Annotated in this window: 17 protein-coding genes; 7 read left to right on the top strand and 10 right to left on the bottom strand. The window is 72.3% G+C overall.

Annotated elements, in window-relative coordinates; all coding sequences use genetic code 11:
• Positions 1-81: 81 nt before the first annotated feature.
• Positions 82-1,053, top strand: coding sequence for a sterol desaturase family protein (locus tag MID12_RS22015; protein WP_263170162.1), 972 nt, complete (start codon positions 82-84; stop codon positions 1,051-1,053).
• Here the strand turns inward: MID12_RS22015 and MID12_RS22010 are convergent.
• From MID12_RS22010 to MID12_RS21995, 4 genes are all read right to left on the bottom strand, one after another.
• Entirely contained in the window at positions 995-2,260 is a 1,266-nt protein-coding gene (locus tag MID12_RS22010; RefSeq protein ID WP_263170159.1) for an acyltransferase family protein, read from the bottom strand. The two genes, MID12_RS22015 and MID12_RS22010, sit on opposite strands and share 59 nt — an antisense overlap.
• Positions 2,261-2,358: 98 nt before the next feature.
• Entirely contained in the window at positions 2,359-3,387 is a 1,029-nt protein-coding gene (locus MID12_RS22005) for a cation diffusion facilitator family transporter (protein WP_263170157.1), read from the bottom strand.
• Between the two features lie 33 nt (positions 3,388-3,420).
• Positions 3,421-4,302, bottom strand: coding sequence for an acyl-CoA thioesterase II (tesB, locus tag MID12_RS22000; protein ID WP_263170155.1), 882 nt, complete (start codon positions 4,300-4,302; stop codon positions 3,421-3,423).
• A 105-nt stretch (positions 4,303-4,407) separates the two neighbouring features.
• The gene (locus MID12_RS21995) at positions 4,408-5,565 is read right to left on the bottom strand and encodes an acyl-CoA dehydrogenase family protein (protein WP_040253281.1); all 1,158 of its coding nucleotides are present in this window, start codon (positions 5,563-5,565) and stop codon (positions 4,408-4,410) included.
• 334 nt (positions 5,566-5,899) lie between these two features.
• Between MID12_RS21995 and MID12_RS21990 the strand changes: the two genes are divergently transcribed.
• Complete coding sequence (locus tag MID12_RS21990) at positions 5,900-6,874, top strand: hypothetical protein (protein WP_263170151.1); 975 nt, start codon at positions 5,900-5,902, stop codon at positions 6,872-6,874.
• Positions 6,871-7,134, top strand: a complete 264-nt coding sequence (locus MID12_RS21985; protein WP_263170148.1) for a hypothetical protein — start codon at positions 6,871-6,873, stop codon at positions 7,132-7,134. The genes MID12_RS21990 and MID12_RS21985 overlap by 4 nt, the downstream gene beginning before the upstream one ends.
• 72 nt (positions 7,135-7,206) lie before the next feature.
• Here MID12_RS21985 and MID12_RS21980 read toward each other — a convergent pair whose 3' ends face one another.
• The 5 genes from MID12_RS21980 to MID12_RS21960 form a co-directional block, all read right to left on the bottom strand.
• Positions 7,207-8,640 (bottom strand): AI-2E family transporter, encoded by a 1,434-nt coding sequence (locus MID12_RS21980; protein WP_040253276.1) that lies wholly within the window; start codon positions 8,638-8,640, stop codon positions 7,207-7,209.
• A gap of 231 nt (positions 8,641-8,871) precedes the next feature.
• Positions 8,872-9,570: a hypothetical protein gene (locus MID12_RS21975; protein WP_040253275.1), complete on the bottom strand. Its 699-nt coding sequence runs from the start codon at positions 9,568-9,570 to the stop codon at positions 8,872-8,874.
• A gap of 438 nt (positions 9,571-10,008) precedes the next feature.
• The gene (locus tag MID12_RS21970) at positions 10,009-11,331 is read right to left on the bottom strand and encodes a PhoH family protein (RefSeq protein WP_040253273.1); all 1,323 of its coding nucleotides are present in this window, start codon (positions 11,329-11,331) and stop codon (positions 10,009-10,011) included.
• A 480-nt stretch (positions 11,332-11,811) separates the two neighbouring features.
• Complete coding sequence (locus MID12_RS21965) at positions 11,812-12,573, bottom strand: isoprenyl transferase (protein WP_040253271.1); 762 nt, start codon at positions 12,571-12,573, stop codon at positions 11,812-11,814.
• A 995-nt stretch (positions 12,574-13,568) separates the two neighbouring features.
• Entirely contained in the window at positions 13,569-14,612 is a 1,044-nt protein-coding gene (locus MID12_RS21960; protein ID WP_263170144.1) for an ArsR family transcriptional regulator, read from the bottom strand.
• A 322-nt stretch (positions 14,613-14,934) separates the two neighbouring features.
• Between MID12_RS21960 and MID12_RS21955 the strand changes: the two genes are divergently transcribed.
• The 4 genes from MID12_RS21955 (at position 14,935) to MID12_RS21940 (ending at position 19,964) form a co-directional block, all read left to right on the top strand.
• On the top strand, positions 14,935-15,435 hold the full coding sequence (locus tag MID12_RS21955; RefSeq protein WP_040253264.1) for a DinB family protein: 501 nt from the start codon (positions 14,935-14,937) through the stop codon (positions 15,433-15,435).
• Between the two features lie 309 nt (positions 15,436-15,744).
• Positions 15,745-17,721: a glycoside hydrolase family 3 protein gene (locus MID12_RS21950; protein ID WP_411576990.1), complete on the top strand. Its 1,977-nt coding sequence runs from the start codon at positions 15,745-15,747 to the stop codon at positions 17,719-17,721.
• 378 nt (positions 17,722-18,099) lie between these two features.
• Entirely contained in the window at positions 18,100-18,849 is a 750-nt protein-coding gene (locus tag MID12_RS21945; RefSeq protein ID WP_040253262.1) for a GNAT family N-acetyltransferase, read from the top strand.
• Positions 18,846-19,964, top strand: coding sequence for a lysophospholipid acyltransferase family protein (locus tag MID12_RS21940; RefSeq protein ID WP_263170139.1), 1,119 nt, complete (start codon positions 18,846-18,848; stop codon positions 19,962-19,964). Before MID12_RS21945 ends, MID12_RS21940 begins: the two co-directional genes overlap by 4 nt.
• Positions 19,965-20,084: 120 nt before the next feature.
• On the opposite strand, the gene MID12_RS21935 is transcribed toward MID12_RS21940, so the two are convergent.
• A complete protein-coding gene (locus MID12_RS21935; protein WP_263170136.1) occupies positions 20,085-20,756 on the bottom strand; it encodes a hypothetical protein in 672 nt (223 codons plus the stop codon).
• Positions 20,757-20,769 lie beyond the last annotated feature (13 nt).

Genomic DNA, 20,769 nt, shown 5'->3' with positions numbered 1-20,769 from the left:
TGGGTTCCGGGCCGGATCGACTCTTGACAGCATGAATTGACTTTTGAGTAACTTACTTAGAAGTCAATTCAAGGAGGCGCCATGCCCGCCGAGGTGTGGGAACAGATCAACAACCCGGTGCTCTACGCCATCCCCTTCTTCCTGCTCTTCATCGGGATCGAGGTGGCGGCCCTGGCCAGGCTCGACGACGAAGGGCTCAAGGGCTACCTGGGCAAGGACTCGCTGAGCAGCCTCAGCATGGGCTCGGGGGCGCTGGTGGTGATGGCCCTGTTCAAGGCGGTCACCCTGGTCCTCTACGCCTTCCTCTGGTCGCTGGTGCCCTGGCACATCCCGACCGGCGCCTGGTGGCACTGGCCGCTGCTGCTCCTGGTGGTGGACCTCGCCTGGTACGCCAACCACCGCTTCTCGCACCGGGTGCGCTTCGGCTGGGCCGGGCACCAGGCGCACCACTCCAGCGAGTACTTCAACCTCGGGACCGCGCTCCGGCAGAAGTGGAACCCCTGGACCGAGGCCCTCTTCTGGGTGCCGCTGCCGCTGATGGGCTTCGCCCCGTGGACCATCTACGTGGCCTTCGCGCTCAACCTGATCTACCAGTTCTTCACCCACACCGAGGCGGTCGGCAAGCTGCCCCGCCCCGTCGAGTTCGTCCTCAACACCCCTTCGCACCACCGCGTCCACCACGGCAGCGACCCCGAGTACCTGGACAAGAACTACGGCGGCATCCTCATCGTCTGGGACCGCCTCTTCGGCACCTTCCAGGAGGAACTGCACCGCCCCACCTACGGGTTGACGACACCGGTGGGCACGTACAACGTCATCCGGCTCCAGTACCACGAGTACGGCAGCATGATCGCCGACGTCCGCCGGGCCCGGCGCCTGCGGGACAAGCTCGGCTACGTCTTCGGCCCGCCCGGCTGGCGCCCCGCGGACGCGGCACCGGCCCCCGCCCCGGTTCCGGCCGCGACTCCGGCTCCGGAAGCCACGCCGGAACCCGCTACCGCAGCCGCCGCAGCGGACGCTCGACCAGCGCGTACGACAACCACCCGAGGATGACCGAGACGGCCAGGGTGAGCGGGTAGAGGACCGCGAAGTCGCCGATGTCCAGGGTGCCGAGCTGCTTGTCCGTCCACTCCAGCCAGCCGACGATCACCACCATGTGCCAGAGGAAGACCCCGTACGAGATCCGGCCGAGCCAGGCCGGGAGCGGGGATCCGAGGAGGCGGGCGGGTGTGCTGCCGTCGGCCAGGAGCAGCGGGGCGGCGAGGGCGGCCGCGGTCAGCAGGTGGCAGAGGTGCTCCACCACGACCTCGCGGGAGGAGGGGATCGCGGCCACGTCTCCGGCGAGCGGGGTGGAGACCACCACCTGCGCGGCCAGGGCGAGCAGCCAGCAGGCCCACGGATACCGCCGGACCAGCTCGGCCACGCGCAGCGGCCGGGTGGCGCGCGCGGTGCGGGCGGCGAGCAGGGCGAGGGCCATTCCGGCGGCGAAGTAGCCCGCGTAGGCGGGCAGCCAGAGGCGGGCGACGGGTTCCTGCACCGGCGGGTCCCGGTAGAGGACCGCCACCCACACCACGCTCAGCAGGACGAGCGCGCCGAGCAGGGCGAGGGCCGCGCCCGTCCTGCCCCGCGCGAGCAGCCGGTGCAGGGCGAGGGCGAGCAGCGGGAGCAGCGCGTAGTAGGAGACCTCGGTGGCCAGGCTCCAGGTCTGCGAGAGGCTCATGGTCAGCGAGTCCCGCTCGTAGATGACCTGGAGCAGCAGGATCCGGGTGGTGCGGCCCGCCTCGTCGAGGCGTTCGCGCTCGAAGAGCAGCAGCGCCGTGAGGGCGGCGAGCCAGTAGGCCGGGACGACGCGCAGCAGCCGATGCCAGTAGTAGCGCCCGGTGTGCGGCGCCCGGCGGCCGTCCAGGGCGGCCTCGGCCCAGGGGCGGTAGAGCAGCAGCCCGGAGATGACGAAGAAGATCGGGACGGCGACCGCGAAGCCGCTCAGCACGGGCCCGAGCGGCCCCTCCTCCCCGAGGCCGGGCACCTGCCCGGTGAAGATGCCGACGTGCATGGTGACCACGAGCAGCGCGGCGAGGGCCCGGAGCCCGTCGACGGCCGGGGCGTAGCCCCGCGCGGTGTCGGCGACCCCGGCGCCGCCCGCGGCGGAATCCGGCGGGGCCTCGGCACCGCCCGCGGCGCCGGAGGGCGGTAGCGACCCGGCACCGCCCGCGGTACCCGAGGACAGCGGCGCCCTCGTCTCCTCCACGGACTCCCCCATGTGCTCCCCCTGACGACCGCGGCCCCGGGCCGGTACGGCAACTGGCCGATACGGCAACTGGCCGAAGGCTAGGGGCACTTGGCGACACCGCCCCACCCCTAACGCTCCCCCTGCGACCCCGTCCCCGGTACGCCCCGGGCCGCCCCGCCCGGCGTCGGGTCCAGATAGACCCGGCTCACCGCGGGGAAGCGCTCCTTGAGCCGCCGTTCGGCCTCCTCGCAGGACCGCTCGACCTCGGCCGCGGTGGACGCGTCGCGGAAGTCGACCTTGGCAGCCACCAGGGCGTCGCCGGGCCCCTGCACCAGGGTGATCACCTCGAGTACGTCCTGCACATGGCGCCCGGCGAGCAGCTCCTCGCGGATGGCCGCGCGGGTGCGGGGCGGCAGCGGGCGCCCGATGAGCAGGTCGGCGTTGGAGCGGCCGAGCACCCAGGCCACGTAGACGAGGAGGAGGCCGATGCCGAGCGAGGCGATGCCGTCCCAGACGCCGGAGCCGGTGAGCTGGTCGAGCAGCAGCCCGAGCGCGGCCGTCGCCAGACCCGCGAGGGCCGCCGAGTCCTCCAGGACCACCGCCTTGACCGTGGTGTCGGTGGTCCGGCGCAGATAGTGCCGGGTGCGCACCCCGTACCGGGAGGCCTCCGCGCGCACCTGCTTGAGCCCGGTCCGCAGCGAGAAGCCCTCCAGTACGGCGGCGATCGCGAGCACCAGGTACGAGACCAGCGGGCTGCCCGGCTCCTCGATGTGGGTGAGGGTGTGGACGCCGTCGTAGAGGGCGAAGACGCCGCCGCCGACGAAGGTGGCGACCGAGGCGAGGAGCGCCCAGACATAGCGCTCGGGGCCGTAGCCGAGGGGGTGGTCCTCGTCGGGGGCGCGCTCGCTGCGCTTGAGGGCGGTGAGCAGCATCAGCTCGGTGACGGTGTCGGCGACCGAGTGCGCGGCCTCGGAGAGCATCGCGCTGGAGCCGCTGAGCAGGCCCGCGACCGCTTTGGCCGCGGCGATACCGAAGTTGGCGGCCGCGGCGACGAGCACGGTGAAGGTGCTCTCGCCCGACTGCTGCTCCCGGCGCTCCCGCTGCCCCTGCCGCCGTTCCTTTTCCGGTCCCTGGTCCTGCCCCTGGTCGCCCGTCATGCACCGGACGGTAAGCCGCGGGGCGGCCCCCGTTCAGCGGGGCACGCGGACCACGCCCTCCTGGATCACCGAGATCGCCAGCCTGCCGTCCTGGGTGTAGATACGGGCCTGGCCGAGGCCGCGCCCGCCGGAAGCCGAGGGGGACTCCTGGTCGTAGAGCAGCCACTCGTCGGCGCGGAAGGGGCGGTGGAACCACATCGCGTGGTCGAGGGAGGCGCCGACCACGTCGCCGACGGCCCAGCCGCCGCGCCCGTGCGCGAGCAGCACCGAGTCGAGCAGGGTCATGTCGGAGACATAGGTGGCGAGGCAGACGTGGAGCAGCGGGTCGTCCACCGGCCCGTCCAGCTTGCCCCGGGTGCGGAACCAGACCTGCGACCGCGGCTCGCGCGGGGTGCCGACGCTGCCCCACGGCGGCTCGTCCACATAGCGCAGGTCCACCGAGGCGCGGGTGGCCAGCATGGACTCGACGACCCGCGGTTCGGTGAAGACCTCCCGGTAGCGGGGCAGCGCCTCCTCGGCGGTGGGCAGCGTCTCCGGGTCCGGCGCCTCGGGCATCGGCGCCTGGTGCTCCATGCCCTCCTCGTACGTCTGGAAGGAGGCGGAGAGGTGGAAGATCGGCTTGCCGTGCTGGACGGCGACGACCCGGCGGGTGGTGAAGGAGCGGCCGTCGCGGATGCGGTCGACGGCGTAGACGATCGGCGCCCCGGGGTCGCCGGTGCGCAGGAAGTACGAGTGCAGCGAGTGCGCGTGCCGGTCCGCGGGGACGGTGCGCCCGGCGGCGACCAGGGCCTGTGCGGCGACCTGGCCGCCGAAGACGCGCGGGACGAAGGCGGAACGCGACTGCCCGCGGAACATGTCCTCCTCGATCCGTTCGAGGTCGAGCAGATCGAGGAGGGACTGGAGTGCCTGGTGCATGAGCGGAGCCTGTCAGCCTTCGTTTCCGTCGCCGGTGACCTGCCGGGTCACCGGCGCATGTCGTACGGCCTGCCGGTCACCGGCACATGCGGTGCGGGCTGCCGGTCACAGGCCCATGTTCTTCGCGATGATCATCTTCATGACCTCGCTGGTGCCACCGTAGATGCGGTTGACCCGGTTGTCCGCGTAGAGGCGGGCGATCGGGTACTCGTTCATATAGCCGTAACCGCCGTGCAGCTGAAGGCACTTGTCGATCACCCGGTGGGCGACCTCGGTGCAGAACAGCTTGGCGCTCGCGGCCTCGGCGGGGCTCAGCTCACCGGCGTCCAGGGCCTCCAGGGCGCGGTCCGCGACGGCCTGGGCAGCGTCCACCTCGGCCTGGCAGCCGGCCAGCTCGAACTTGGTGTTCTGGAAGGAGGCCACGGTCTTGCCGAAGACGGTGCGGTCCTCGACGTACTGCTGCGCGAAGCGGACCGCGGCGGCGGCCTGGGAGTAGGCGCCGAAGGCGATGCCGAGGCGCTCCTGCGGCAGGTTCTGGCCGAGGTAGGAGAAGCCCTTGTGCTCCTCGCCGAGCAGGTCCTCGACCGGGACCTTGACGTCGGTGAAGGAGAGTTCGGCGGTGTCGGAGGTCTTCAGGCCCAGCTTGTCCAGCTTGCGGCCGACCGCGTACCCCTCGGACTTGGTGTCCACCACGAGCAGCGAGATGCCGTGGCGGCGGTCCTCGGCGGTGGGCGCGGCGGTGCGGGCGCAGACGATGACGCGGTCGGCGTGCACTCCGCCGGTGATGAAGGTCTTGGCGCCGTTGAGGACGTAGTGGCTGCCGTCCTCGGAGAGCTTGGCGGTGGTCTTCATGCCCGCGAGGTCGGAGCCGGTGCCGGGCTCGGTCATGGCGATGGCGTACATGGTCTGCCCGGAGACGAAGTCCGGCAGCCAGCGCTTCTTCTGCTCCTCGGTGGCGTACGCCTTGAGGTAGGGCAGGCAGAGCGCGACATGCACCCCGGAGCCGCCGAAGGAGACGCCCGCGCGGGCGCACTCCTCGTAGATCACGGCCTGGTACTTGAAGGACTCCTCGCCCGCGCCGCCGTACTCCTCCGGCACCTCGATGCCGAAGATGCCCAGCTCACCGAGCTTGTAGTAGAAGTCGCGCGGCGCCTGACCCGCGGCGTACCACTCGTCGTAGACCGGGACGACCTCGGCCTCGATGAAGGCCCGGATGGTCTCCCGGAACGCCTCGTGGTCCTCTTGGAAAACGGTACGGCGCACGAACGGCCTCCCTGAACTCTGGCTTCGGCTCGGCGGGCCCCGATTCCCGGACGGCCCTGCGGTGGGCGCTCACCCTCGCGACGGGATCCCCGTACACCCGGAGGGGAGACGAGGTCGCTGCACGAGGAGGTGTCTAAGCGCTTGCTCATATCAGGCTACCCGCCGGTCACTTCGCAGTCCAGAGACCTGCGTCACGCGAGGCGCCCTCGCGGAAGCACGGAGTCCGCCGATCAAGCCCCCGACCAGGTGTTAAACCTTCAAGCATTAACCCGTTCGAGCTAATATCCACCGAACTGGGCGATCTTCCCGCCTCACGCTCCGTAGCGTCCTGACCATGGTCAGTTCCTCCCATGAGGCGATGCACCGGATCTTCCAGGAGGATCCGGGGATCTTCGCCCGGACATTCGAGAAATTCGGCGTCCCCTTCGCCCACCCCGTAGAGGTGTCCTATCTGCCGACCGATCTCACCGAGATCCAGCCCCTGGAACGCAGAGTCGACACCCTGCTGCGCTTCGACGGCGCGGACGGCGACAGCCGCCTGCTGCTCGTGGAGGCCCAGAGCAAGCGCGACCCCGCCAAGCCGTCGAGCTGGGCCTACTACACCTCCCACCTCTACGCGAAGTACAAGGTGCCGCCCCTGCTCCTGGTGGTGTGCCAGGACCGGAGCACCGCGCGGTGGGCCGCGGGCCCCTTCCGGATCGGGCCGCCGCAGTGGGCGACGCTGCAACTGCGCCCCCTGGTCGTCGGCCCCGACAACACTCCCGTCATCACCGACCCCTCGACCGCGGCCGAGGACATCCCGCTGGCCGCGCTCTCCGCGATCACGCACGCCTACGACAAGGGCGCCGATGCCATACTGAAGGCCTTGGCAGGAGCCCTGAAGACGGTGGACGAAACCACCGCCGGCACTTTCGTCGAACTGGTCTCACTGGGCCTGACCAACAGCCCGGCCCTGAACACCTGGAGGACCCTGATGGCTGTCGATCTCTCCTTCTTCCGCTCCCCCATCGCCAACGAGATCCGGGACGAGGGCCGACAAGAAGGCCGACAAGAAGGCCGGCAGGAAGGCCGAGCGAGCGCCAAGGCCGAGGACGTACTCAAGGTCCTCGACGCCCGAGGCATCGCCCTCACCGACGCCCACCGCCAACACCTCACCACCTGCCAGGACCTGGACCTCCTCGACACCTGGTTCGACCGCAGCCTCGTCGCCACCACAGCCGAGGAGATCTTCGCGGGCGGCGGCTTCGCCGAGTCATCCACCGAGCGAACGGTCACGCCGGAGTCGGCGGAAAGGCCCCGCGAGCAGTGACTCACCTCTCCTTCTTCCGCTCCCCCATCGCCAACGAGATCCGGGACGAGGGCCGACAAGAAGGCCGGCAGGAAGGCCGAGCGAGCGCCAAGGCCGAGGACGTACTCAAGGTCCTCGACGCCCGAGGCATCGCCCTCACCGACGCCCACCGCCAACACCTCACCACCTGCCAGGACCTGGACCTCCTCGACACCTGGTTCGACCGCAGCCTCGTCGCCACCACAGCCGAGGAGATCTTCGCGGGCGAGACGGAGGCCTGACCCGCACACGGAAGCGGGGCGGGTGCCAGGGCTCAAGTCAGCCCGTGGCGCCCGCCCCGCCTCTGTCGTGTCTCAGCCGGGCTCGCTCCCCGGCGGAGGCTTCCCGGTGGCCGGGTCGGCGGGAGTGTCCGCGGGACCCGGCGTCGCCGCGCCCGGAGCGGTACCGGGCGGCGGGTTGGCCCCCGGGTCCGTGAGCCGGTCCGCCGGGGCCGTGTCCACCGGGGCGCCGACCGGGGCGACTTCGAGTGCCGTGGCGCCGTGCGGGCCCGGTGTGTGCGGGGCGGATTCGTGGCCGTACGAGCGCAGGTAGCCGACGACCGTGTTGGTGACCGCGACGAGGGGGACGGCGACGACGGCGCCGCCGATGCCGGCGATCATGCCGCCCGCGGCGACCGAGAGGATCACCGCGAGGGGGTGGACCCGTACCGCGCGGCCGAGGATGAAGGGCTGCAGGATGTGGCCCTCGATCTGCTGGACGGCGAGCACCACCACGAGCGTCATCACGCCGGTGAACACGCCCTGGGTGACCAGCGCGACGACCACCGCGAGCGCGCCCGAGGCGACCGCGCCGACCAGCGGGATGAAGGAGAACAGGAAGATGAAGACGGCCAGCGGCACCGCCATCGGCACGCCGAGGAAGTAGATACCGAGGCCGATGAAGAGGGCGTCGATGAAGGCGACTATCACCGTGCCGCGGACATAGGCGGTGAGCGTCTGCCAGGCGCGCGGTCCTGCGCCCGCGATGCCCGGGCGGGCGGCGGCGGGGACCAGCTTGAGCGTCCACTGCCAGATGCGCGGGCCGTCGTAGAGCAGGAAGAGCGTGGAGAACATCGCGAGGAGCATCCCGGTGAGGGTCTCCATGATGACGGTGACGCCTTCGAGGCCCGCGGAGGTGATCTCCTCGGTGTTGGCGCCGACCGCCTCGCGCAGGCTCTTGGCGATGTCGTTGATCTGGTCCTCGGTGACGTGGAAGGGGCTGTTGAGCAGCCAGCGCCTCAACTCGTCGATGCCGTCCTGGATCTGGGCCGAGAGGTTGTCGAGGTTCTCCATCACCTGCCAGACCACGAACCAGCCGACCAGGCCCATGATGACGAAGCCGAGCACGGCGGTGAGGGTGGTGGCCAGGCCGCGCGGCAGGCCGAGCCGGGTGAGCCGGGCGACGGTGGGCTGGAGCAGCGCGGTGATCAGCAGGGCCGCCACGAAGGCCAGGACGACGAGCTGGATCGCGCTGATGATCCGCATCAGCACCCAGACGGTGCCCGCGAGCACCAGGAGCCGCCAGCTCGCCTCGGCCGCGACCCGCACACCCCAGGGGACGGCGGCCACCGGATCGGGTTTCGGCGGCTTCACCGGTGCGGCCGCGGCGCTCGCTCCGGCGGCACTCGGGCTGGTCAACTCGTCTTGTTCGGCTCGGCGTTCGGCCTCGGCACGGCGCTCACCAAGGCGTTCGCCCATCCGCGTGAGGCCGCCGCCGACCGAGCCCAGCCAGGCTGGCAGTCGCGACATGAATCGTCCTCTTCCCCCTGGGGGCGCGAACATCCGCCCCCGGTGCGCACCGTCTCCCGGTACGCCCTGTCTGTCGGTCTTCTCCGTACGCCGTCTCCGCGTACGCCCCGTCTCAGGTGCCCACTCGGGCGCTTCTCGAACGTACACGCACCAAGCCCCTCACCGTAGGACGGCGAGGGGCTTGGGGTGGTTGAGCGGAGACCGTGTGCCGGGCCCCGTACCAGGGGCGGCCTAGTACCAGTGGTTGGCCTGCCAGAAGTTCCACGCGGCGCACGGGCTGCCGTAGCGGCCGTCCATGTAGCCGAGGCCCCACTTGATCTGGGTGGCCGGGTTGGTCTGCCAGTCGGAGCCCGCGGAGGACATCTTGGAGCCGGGCAGGGCCTGGAAGAGACCGTAGGCACCCGAAGAGGCGTTCGTCGCGCGGTAGTTCCAGCTGGACTCGTGGTCCACGATGTTGCTGAAGCACTGGAACTGGTCCGCCGGAACCATCTGACGGGCCATCGCCTGGATCTCGCCGATGCTGTACGAGCCCTGCGCGGGGAAGTCCGAGCTGTCGCGCGAGGCGGAGCGGCTGGCGACCTTCTCCGCTTCCTTGCGCTCCTTGGCTTCCTTCTCGGCCTTCTCGGCGGCCTTCTGCTTCGAGACCGCGTCCTCGGCGGCCTGCTTGCGGGCCGCCTCCTCCGCGGACTTCTTCGCGGCCGAGTCGGCGGCGATCGCCTGGGCGTCCGCCTGCTGGCTCAGCGAGGCCGTCTGGACCTGGGCCTGCTGGCCCGCGGGAATGTCAGCGAGGAGGGTCGCGTCGTCGGCCGTCGCCTCGAGGTTGTCCGAGGGGGTCTGGGTGCTGCCCGAGGCAACACCCACTACGGCGCCGACGGTGGTGACCGCGGTGGCCGAGGCCACTGCGAATCCCCGGACCGAAATCCGGCTCACACGGTTTCCTTCCAGCATCGCCCGCTTAGGTGACCTCACGGGCGCAATCGTGCCCCCGACACTGGCCTCCCACTAGCTAGGTCACGGGAAGCACGGGCCCGGTGGGCAACTCCTGGGACAGAAGCGCCGCGTGGTGACTCGGGCGGCATACGACGAGCTCTATGGAGTTCTGTGGTGTGGTGCCACTGGGGACACACGTGTGTCGTATGCGGGGCCTGACAAGACCCAGACTCTGCCCTAGCGGTGGGCCGCAAGGCAATTCCCCTTGGGGTGTGAAAGCTCACAGGCCGTTTACCCCTGGCGTTTTCCGGAAACGGGGGGACGCCGAGACGCCGCCCGGTTAGGCTCTTCGGCCTTCCCGGACGGCGTCAACTGACCTGCGTATACGGTGAAATGGGGCTGCCCGCCCGCAAAATACGGCGAGGCGGACAGCGGGTTTCAGATCTGCCCGTCCTCCAGCATTTCGGTCACCAGTGCGGCGATCTGCGACCGCTCCGATCGGGTGAGCGTGACATGGGCGAAGAGCGGATGCCCCTTCAACTTCTCCACCACGGCGACGACTCCGTCGTACCGCCCCACCCGGAGGTTGTCGCGCTGGGCGACGTCATGGGTGAGGACGACCCGGGAGTTGGCGCCGATCCGGGAGAGCACGGTCAACAGGACGTTGCGCTCCAGGGACTGCGCCTCGTCCACGATCACGAAGGCGTCGTGCAGGGAGCGCCCGCGGATGTGGGTCAGCGGCAGGACCTCCAGCATGCCGCGCGCGGTGACCTCTTCGATGACCTCGCGGCTGGTGACCGCGGAGAGGGTGTCGAAGACGGCCTGCGCCCAGGGGCTCATCTTCTCGGCCTCGCTGCCCGGCAGATAGCCGAGCTCCTGCCCGCCCACGGCGTACAGCGGCCGGAAGACCATCACCTTCTGGTGCTGGCGGCGTTCGAGCACCGCCTCCAGGCCCGCGCAGAGCGCGAGCGCGGACTTGCCGGTGCCGGCCCGGCCGCCCATGGAGACGATGCCGACCTCCGGGTCGAGCAGCAGATCGAGCGCGATGCGCTGCTCGGCGCTGCGGCCCTTGAGCCCGAAGGCCTCCCGGTCGCCGCGCACCAGGCGGACGTTGCCGTCCGGGGTGACCCGGCCCAGCGCCTTGCCCCGCTCGGACTGGATGGTCAGCCCGGTGTGCACGGGCAGCCCGTCCGCCTCGGGCACGAACAGGGTCTCCTCCTCGAAGAGCAGGTCGACCTGCTCGCCGGGGAGGGTGAGTTCGCTCATCCCGGTCCAGCCGGAATCGGTGATGGCGAGTTCGGCGCGGTACTCCTCGGCGAGGAGCCCGACCGAGGAGGCCTTGATGCGCAGCGGCAGGTCCTTGGAGACGACGGTGACGTCGTACCCCTCGGCCTGGAGATTGCGCGCGACCGCGAGGATCCGGGAGTCGTTGTCCCCCAACCGGTAACCGGCGGGCAGTACGCCGGGATCGGAGTGGTTGAGTTCGACGCGCAGCGTGCCGCCCATCTCCCCGGTGGGCAGGGGTGCGTCGAGGCGCCCGTACTGCACCCGGTAGTCGTCGAGCAGGCGCAGCGCCTGCCGGGCGAAGTAACCGAGCTCGGGATGGTGCCTCTTGGCCTCCAGCTCCGTGACCACCACGACCGGCAGCACGACCTCGTGCTCGTCGAATCTGGTCAGGGCGCTCGGATCGGCGAGCAGGACGCTGGTGTCGAGTACGTAGGTGCGCCGGTCTGGCTTGTGGCGCTTTGCGCTGGTCACCACGGAAGGACGTACCCCCTCGGAAGAGATCGGGGAGCGACACGTACGGTCGCGGGGATCCCCCCGATACCCACGGATACCGGACCGGTTCCCGGCCCCGTTGCACGGGCCGGGGACCGGCCCTCCCTGTCGCCCGCGCTCAGCACGCGGTCGTCCTGGTGCAAAGGGCCTCCCGGGCGGACGGCCCCATGCCGTCCGCTGAGATGCGACGCCCCACCCTGTCGTGCAGGGGCGTCGACCTGCTGGAGTTATGCCCGTTCGGGGTCTGCGCCATGCCAGGGCATATGACGGCAGCTGTGTGAACTCTGGGTTACCCGTGAACCCCTGAGGAAGCGGAGGCGCCTGCCTCGACCCGATTGCCCGATACGCGCAGAGCGGCCGGGCCGGTGAGGGACCGTCACCCGGAAGGCGGGTGCGCGGCATGCGGAACGGGGCGCCCCGGGCCGTGCGGACGGCGGTGGGCGCGGGCCGCGGTGCCGGGGGTCAGCCGCCGTAGCGGCGGTGGCGGGCCGCGTAGTCGCGCAGCGCCCGCAGGAAGTCGACCTTGCGGAAGGCCGGCCAGAAGACCTCGCAGAAGTAGTACTCGGAGTGGGCCGTCTGCCAGAGCATGAATCCGGACAGGCGCTGTTCGCCGCTGGTGCGGATGACGAGGTCCGGGTCGGGCTGGTCACCGGTGTAGAGGTGCTGGCCGATGAGGTCGATGTCGACGATCTCGGCGAGCCCTTCGAGGGAGGTGCCCTTCTCGGAGTGGTCGAGCAGCATCGAGCGCACCGCGTCCGCGATCTCCTGGCGCCCGCCGTAGCCCACCGCGACGTTGACCACTATCCCGTCGACGTGGGCGGTGGCCTCCTCGGCCTCCTTGATGGCGAGCTGCATCGGCGCGGGCAGCAGGTCGAGGGTGCCGACGTGGTGGACCCGCCAGCGGCCGTCGGCGGCAAGGGAGCGCACCACGTTCTCGATGATGCCGAGGAGGGGGACGAGTTCCTCCTCCGGGCGGTCGAAGTTGTCCGTGGAGAGCAGCCAGAGGGTGACGACCTCGACATCGGTCTCCGAGCACCAGCCGAGGAACTCGCCGATCTTCTCGGCCCCGGCGCGGTGGCCCTGGGCCGCCGTGGAGCCCGCGGCCTTCGCCCAGCGGCGGTTGCCGTCCATGATCACGCCGATGTGCTTGGGCACCTGGTCGTGGTCGAGTCGGCCCTCCACCCTGCGGGCGTAGAGTCCGTACACCAGGTCGCGCAAGTTCACCGAGTCTCACCTCTCGCGTCATGGGGCACGGCCCCCGAAGCGCCGCCCGCCCCTGTGCGGGTACGGGGCCGCGGACCCCCGGCGGGCGGGAGTTTCCGGGCGCGGCGCGGCCCTGCCGGGTTCCGCCGGCGCGGGCCCGTTGATGGTTGTCCCCCGCAGTGACCTTACCGCCGAAAGCCGTCCGGAGAGCCATCCGGCCCGGCGCCGCGGAGCCGGGGACACGGGGCGCGCGGCGCCCTCGTACGGAGGAGGACGCGGGGAACGGATCCGCCGGTTCCGTTCGCCGTCCGGCAGTTTCCGGGGACGTGCGGCGCGGGGCGGGGAGGGGCCCGGACGGGGAGCGAAAGCGCGAGGTGGGCGGGGGTCCGGGAGGCCGGACAGAGAACCGGACACAGAAAACGGGCCGGTCCGTGGGGGGGGAGACGGACCGGCCCGAGGGGGGGTTCCCACCATAACCCTTCGTGAGGGCGGACGGGTGCATCGGCGTGCCGCAACTACTCTCCGAAACGGCCGCGAGCCTCCGGGCCACCTCCCACCGCCCGCCGCGCACCCCCGCGGAGCCCAGTCGCCCCAAGGGTTCCGGCCCCGGACACCGGCCGCCGGGCCCGCCTCTTCGGCCGTACGTGACGGATCCCACCCCGGCGCGTCGTCCCCCTGAGGGGTTAAGGGCGCGTGGAACGTCCGCTTGACGCCGGTTCGCGTGGCCGCCGGGCGGGCCCGGGAAAGGCGGACCGGGGCCCCGCGACCGGTGTTCCCGGCCGGGCCCGCGAGGTGGCCCGGCATCGCGCGGCCCCCTCCACCGCGCGATGCCGGCCGCGCGGCTTTGCCGGCGCGAATTACCTGCGGTGAACCTATGCGAGAGGCTCCCGGCGGCGGTAGGCCGTCCGGGTAACAATGCGGGAAATCGTGGGGTGCGTCCCGGTCTCCGGGGTGCGTCCCGGTCTCCGGGGTGCGTTCACCGGGCGGCCGGGCCGACCAGGGCGCGGCGTCCCGGGTCAGCCGCTGCGGGGTGCCGCCGGGCGGGGCGTGTAGCCGGTGACCGCGGCGCGGCGGGAGACGACCTCGGCCTTGACGGAGCGTTCGTAGTAGACGTTGCTGCCCATCCGGGTGCGGGTCACCAGGCCCGCGCCGTGCAGCCGGGAGAGGTGGTACGAGACCGTCGAGGGGCTGAGCCGGTGCAGAGCGGCGAGCTGGGAGGTGGTCCGCGGTTCGCCGAGGCTCTTCAGGAGCCGCACCCTCGACCGGCCGAGGCCGTCGCCGAATCCCGTCCCCGCCGCCTGCGGAACGAAGTCCCGCGGTGCGGCTTCCGCGCGCCGCGCCGCCGGATAGGCGAGCACCACCGGCGTACCGGCCGCTCCGGGCCCCAGCTCGGTGAGGTGCCCGGCGCCGAGGGCGGTGGGGCAGAGGGTGAGCGGGCCGCGGGTGCGGACGGTGAGCTCGCGGCCGTCGCGCACGCCGAGCACCTCGTCCCGGAAGTCGACCGCCGGGTGCAGCCCGCCGAGCATCGCGGCCGTCCCGCCGCGGGCGGCGATCCTGCCGCGGAGGTCGATCTCCGCCTCGACCCGGGCCGCGACCGCGGGCCAGTGCGGGGCGAGCACCCGGGCGAAGAACTCGGCAGCCTCCTCGGCGAGCCCCCGGGTGAACTCCTCGCCGCCCGCGCGCAGTTGGTGGCGCAGCGCCGCCCGCCGCGGATCCTCGGCGCCCCGCGCGCCGCCGCCCGCGCCGTCGAGGTACGCGGCCAGCCGGGACGCGGGGGCGGGCCGCGCGGCGGTCAGGGCGTGCAGTTCCTCGTCGAGGGAGGGGCGGAAGGCGAGGGGGGTGAGGGGCAGCCAGGCGAAGTCGCCGGGCACCCCGCGCAGCAGGGCGAGCCGGTGCAGCCGGTGGCGCCTCAGTACGGCCGCGACCTCGCCGCCGCCCGGCAGTCCCTCGGCGCCCCGGACGGCGAGCCGGGTGTCCAGGGCCATCCGCAGGTGCGCCAGCGGCGAGACCACGAAGCGGGTGGTGGCGAGCGACCGGGCGGTCAGCCGGATCCGGATCACAGGTGCCCCCAGCGGTTCGGGAACCGGCGGTGCGGCGCCGGTACCCACGATCCTGGCAGCCGCCGGGGCCGCCGCCCTCGGCCGCGGGCAGGAACTCGGGCCGCCTGCGCGGGGAGTACATGTCCTTCTGCGGTCGCACGCCCCGGCCCGGACACCGCTTCTTCCGCGGTATGCCGCCGCCTCCTGACGCGGTACGTCCCCCTCACTTCGCCGCGTACGGCCGCGAGGTCAGCGGGTGGCTTCCCCTCGTACGGCCGCGAGGTCAGCGGGCGCTTTCTCCTCGTACGGCCGCGATGTCAGTGGGCGTTGTTAGCTTCGGGCCATGACGAGCAGCAGTGATCCCGCGCGCATCGACGAGAAGAGCGCCCTGCGCGAGAGCCTGGACCGGCACCGCGACGCCGTGCGGTGGAAACTCGAAGGCCTTGACGAGGAGCAGCTGAGACGGCCCATGACGCCCTCCGGCAGCAATCTGGCGGGGCTGGTCAAGCATCTGGCCTCGGTGGAGTACGGCTGGTTCTGCGAGACCTTCGGGCGGGAGGTGGAGCCGCTGTGGTTCGACCCGGCGAGCGAGGAGGACATGAGCCTCGGCCCCGGGGAGACCTCGGCGCAGATCCTCGCCTTCCACGACCGCGCCCGGGCCGCCGCCGACGCGGTCATCGAGGAGCTGCCGCTGGACGCGCTCGGCACCTCCTGGCGGGGCGTTCCGGTGTCGCTGCGCTGGGTGCTGGTGCACATGGTCGAGGAAGTCGCCCGGCACGCGGGGCACATCGACATCCTGCGGGAGCTGATCGACGGGGCGGCGGGCGACCACCGGCGGAGCTGAGGGCGGGCGGGGCCGGTCGCGCTCGCCCGGTGCGGCCGTCCGGGCCGGTGAACCGCCGCGCCCCGGCCGTCCGTTCACTTAGTGAAGGACGGGCGGCCGGGCGAGCCCTTCTCGCTTGAAGTCTTGACAGTCATCCGACAAGCCGGGAAATTCTCTGCCGGGCGCCGATGCGACGTCAGGGACATGTCGGCACCCGGCCGTTGCTGTCGTTTCCGCACGGAACCGCACCTTCAGCCGCCACCGTCGATCGGCTCCACCCGGTGCGGGGACGTCCCGGGGGCCGGTCCCAATGCAGGGATGGACGTCTTGATGCACCCCCACGATTCCGGCCGCCGGCCCAGAGCCGCCGGATCCCGCCGCCTCACCGGCGCGCTGCTCGCCACCGCCGGGCTCCTCGCCGGAGCCCTGTCCGCGCCCACCGTGGCCGGGGCGGTCTCCTCCGACGACGGGAAGAGCAGCGCGAAGGCGCCGTACCAGAACGCGAAGCTGCCCGTGGAGCGGCGGGTCGAGGACCTGCTCGGGCGGATGACGCTCAAGGAGAAGGCCGGCCAGATGACGCAGGCCGAGCGGATCGCGGTCGACGAGGACCGGGACCAGATCACCGAACTCGGCCTCGGCTCCCTGCTGTCCGGCGGCGGCTCGACCCCGGAGTCCAACACCCCCGGCGGCTGGGCGGACATGGTCGACGAGTTCCAGGAGAAGGCGCTCGACACCCGCCTGGGCATCCCGCTGCTCTACGGGGTCGACTCGGTGCACGGCCACAACAACCTGGTCGGCGCCACCGTCTTCCCGCACAACCTCGGCCTCGGCGCCACCCGCGACCCGAAGCTGGTGGAGAAGGCCGCGCACATCACCGCCACCGAGACCCGCGCCACCGGCCCGCAGTGGGCCTTCGCGCCCTGCGTCTGCGTGGTGCGCGATGTCCGCTGGGGCCGCAGCTACGAGAGCTACGGCGAGGACCCGAAGCTCGTCACCAGCATGGAGACCGCCATCGACGGGCTCCAGGGCAAGAAGACCAAGGACCTCGCCCGCCCGGACCGCGTCCTCGCCTCCGCCAAGCACTTCGCGGGCGACGGCGACACCGAGTACGGCTCCTCCACCAACGGGACGTACACCCTCGACCAGGGCGTCACGGTCACCTCCCGCAAGGACTTCGAGAAGACCGACCTCGCGCCGTACGTCCCCGCGGTGCAGAAGCACAAGGTCGGCACGATCATGCCCTCGTACTCCAGCGTGCAGTGGACGGACGCCGAAGGCGCCGCGGACGGCAAGCCGGTGAAGATGAGCGCCCACAAGGAGCTGCTCACCGGGACCCTGAAGAAGAAGATCGGCTTCGAGGGCTTCCTGATCAGCGACTGGCAGGCCATCCAGCAGCTGCCCGGCGAGTACCCGGACCAGGTGCGCGCCTCGGTCAACGCCGGTATGGACATGTTCATGGAGCCGCACACGGCGCCGAAGTTCATCGACACGCTGATCGCCGAGGTCAAGGCGGGCCGGGTCAAGCAGAGCCGGATCGACGACGCGGTGCGCCGCATCCTGCGGACCAAGTTCCAACTCGGCCTGTTCGAGAAGCCGTTCACCGACCGGCGCAACGCGGACACCATCGGCTCCAAGAACCACCGGGCCGTCGCCCGGGAGGCCGTCGCCAAGTCGCAGGTGCTGCTGAAGAACGAGAACAAGGCGCTGCCGCTGAAGCCCTCGCAGAAGGTCTACGTGGCCGGGGTCAACGCCGACGACCTCGGCAACCAGGCCGGCGGCTGGACCGTCACCTGGCAGGGCCAGTCCGGCAGCGACAACTTCCCCGGCACCTCGATCCTGGACGGCATCCGCGCCAAGGCCGACAAGCCCGACCAGGTCACCTACAGCCAGGACGCCTCCGCACCGCTCGGGGGAAACGATGTCGGAGTCGTGGTGGTCGGTGAGACCCCCTACGCGGAGGGCATGGGCGACGTCGGCAACGAGGGCCGCACGCTGAACCTCTCCGCCGCCGACAAGGCCAACATCAAGCGGGTCTGCGGCGCGCTCGAGACCTGCGTGGTCCTCGACGTCGCGGGCCGCCCGCAGATCATCACCGGCGAACTCCCGAAGACCGACGCCTTCGTGATGTCCTGGCTGCCCGGCAGCGAGGGCGCGGGTGTCGCCGACGTCCTCTACGGCGACAAGCCCTTCACCGGAAAGCTCCCGGTGAGCTGGCCGCGCACCGAGGCCCAGGAGCCCATCAACGTCGGCGACAAGGACTACGACCCGCTGTTCCGCTACGGACACGGGCTCAGCCTCCGCCGCTGACCCGCACCGCGGGGCACACCCGCGCACCGCACCGCACCGCTCGCCGTCCCCGTACTCCCGGGGGCGGCGAGCGGCGCCGTTCCTGGGGGCGGCGCCACTCCGGGGCGCGGTGAGCGCCGTCTGCGCCGGGTCGCCCCCTTCCGCACCGGGGGCCCGCCGCCCTTCCGCCCCGCTTCTCGCGCCATTCATCGGGCGCACACCCGGCGCCCCGATGCTCCCTGGCAGGACACCGCAGAACCGGTATGCCGAACACCGGCGGCGCCGCGTCGAAGTCCGTGACGCGGGGCGGCCGTTGTCCGTCCCCCGCATACCGGCGCACCGCCGCGGCCCCGGCCCGGCCGGGCTCCCCGCGGCCCGGCCCCGGGAGTACGGCACCTCATGCTCTTGACCAGCACCCACACCACCGCCGCCACCTACACCACCTCGCTCGCGGACACCGAGGACCAGGTCAGGGCCGCACAGCGGCTGCGCCACCGGGTCTTCGCCGAGGAACTGGGGGCGCGCCTGACCGGGCCGCTCGCCGGTCACGACATCGACGGCTTCGACGCCCTCGCCGACCATCTGATCGTCACCGAGAACGCCACCGGCGAGGTCGTCGGCACCTACCGGCTGCTGCCGCCCGGCCGCAGCGCACTCTCGTACTCGGAAGGCGAGTTCGACCTGCGCGCCCTCGATCCGCTGCGGCCCGCGCTGATCGAGACCGGCCGCTCCTGCGTGCATCCGGACCACCGCACCGGCGCGGTCGTCAACCTGATGTGGTCGGGGCTCGCCCGCTACGTCCTGCTCTCGGGCCACCGCTATCTGGCGGGCTGCGCCTCGGTCCCGCTCGCCGACGGCGGGCAGGCGGCCGCCAACGCCTGGCTGCTCGGCACCTCCCGGCACGCCTCCCCCGCCGAGCTGCGCGTCCACCCGCACCGCCCCTGGGCACCCGCGGATTCGGCCCCCGTCGAGCGCCCCTCGTACGCCGCGCTGCCGCCGCTGCTGCGCGCCTATCTGCGGCTCGGGGCGTGGATCTGCGGGGCGCCCGCCCACGACCCGGAGTTCGGCGTCGCGGACTTCTTCGTCCTGCTCGACATGGACCGCCTGGACGCGCGCTACCGGCGCTACTTCCTCGGGGAAGTGCGGTGAACCCCGCCAATCCCTGGCCCCTGGCACCGGTCTGCCGACCCGCCTGCGCCGGGCGCTCGGCGGCCTCGGTGCCGGCCCGCGTCCGCGCCCGCCGCTACGCCGCGCTGGCCTGGACGGTGGGCGGCAGCCTCGCCCTGGGCGAACGGCTCGCCGAACCGGAGGTGCTGCGGGCCAGGGCACGCGCGGTGCTCGACGCGGCCGGTCTGCGGACGGCGGGCGGCACCGGACCCCTCTCGGTACCGCTGCCCGCGCCGGTGAGCGAGCGGGCGGCGAACGGCTCGCGGGCGGCGCACGGTTCGCGGACGGCAGACGGCTCGCGGGCGGCAGACGGCTCGCGGACGGCAGACGGCTCGCGGACGGCAGACGGTTCGCGGGCGGCGGGGAGTGCGGAGGCCCCCGGGAGCGGGCGGGCGGCGGGCGGCGCCCCGGCAGGCGGCCCCGGCACCCTGGTCGTCGCCAACCATGTCTCCTGGCTGGACGTGCCCGCGCTGCTCGCCGTCGAGCCGGTGACGCTGCTCGCCAAGCGCCAGGTCGGCGGGTGGCCGGTGGTCGGCACCCTGGCCCGGCGGCTCGGCACCCGCTTCGTCCACCGCGAACGGCTCCGCGAACTGCCGTACCTGGTCGAGGACTTGGCCCGACTGCTCGCCTCCGGCCGCTCGGTCCTGGTCTTCCCGCAGGCCACCACCTGGTGCTCGGTCGCGGGCGGCGGCTTCCACCAGGCCTGCTTCCAGGCCGCCGTGGAGACGGGCGCCCCCGTACGCCCGGTGACCCTGGACTACTTCCAGGGCACCGCCCGCACCCGGTGGGCGGGCTTCCTCGGCGAGGAGCACTTCGGCTCCTCACTCCGCCGGGTGGCGGGCGCCGCCGGACTGACCGTACGGATCACCGCGCATCCCCCGCTGACCGGCACCGACCGCCGCGTACTGGCCGAGCGGGCACGCATCGCGGTCCTCGGCGGGCAGCTGCCGGTGCATCCGGCGGCGGGGCGCGGGACGGAGGCGCGGGGGGCTGTCTTGCAGGGGGCTGCCTTGCAGGGGCGGCGGCGCACGGAGTGGCAAGTCGCGGAGGGACGGGGCGCGCAGGGACGGGGCGCGGAGGAACGGGTCGCGCGGTGACGGGTCCCGGTGTGACGAGTAGCGCGGTGGCAGGACCCGGTGGGACGGACCCCGGTGTGACGAGTAGCGCAGTGGCAGGACCCGGTGGGACGGATCCCAGCGTGACGAGTCGCGCCGCCCTCAACCCCGCGCTTGCGCCGCGTTCTTGAAGTCCCAGGAGTACGAGAAGCCGTCGGACGCGTCCTTCACCCACCGGACCTCCAGGTCACCCGCGCCCCGGGGCACCAGGGCGGTGGCGCACAGGACATGGGTCTCGCCCCGCTTCCAGTTCCGGATGCGGTCCTGGTCCTCGCAGCCCGCGGCGCCCTCGGCGGATGCCGTGTGCCGGGTGACCGGGGTGCCCGGCCGACCGTGGGCGCGTACCTCGATCGTCCCGGTCCGCGGGGCGGCGGCGATGGTGGCGCCGCGGTTGGTGAACCTCAGGTGGGCGGTGGCGGGCACCCGTCCCTCGCCCCGGGCGGCGGCGAGTTCGACGGCCTCCGCCTCGGTGCCGACGTCCACCTTCTCGGCCTTGACCTCGAAGGTGTGCCCCGCCTTCCGGCCGTCGGCCTCGCTCCTGCCGCTGTCCCCTCCGTCCCCGCTGTCCCCGCTGTCCGCCGTGCCGCCGCCCGCCGCCTCGGAAGCGGTCGGGGCTGCCGCGCTCCGGGAGCCCTTGACGTCCTTCCGCGCGCCCTCGGCGCCTTCGGTGCCGCTGTCTCCGCCTCCGCAGGCGGTCAGCGTCCAGGCCAGTACGGCGACCGGGGCGGCGGCGCGCAGCCACCGGGTCGTGCGGCGGTTCGGGGGATTCGGCACTGCTGCTCCTCCT

The organism is Streptomyces sp. SCSIO ZS0520 (genome assembly GCF_025643355.1).
In the GTDB taxonomy this organism is placed as follows: domain Bacteria; phylum Actinomycetota; class Actinomycetes; order Streptomycetales; family Streptomycetaceae; genus Streptomyces; species Streptomyces physcomitrii.
The sequence above is the reverse complement of the archived record's forward strand: the minus strand, read 5'-3'. Positions and strand labels throughout refer to the sequence as shown.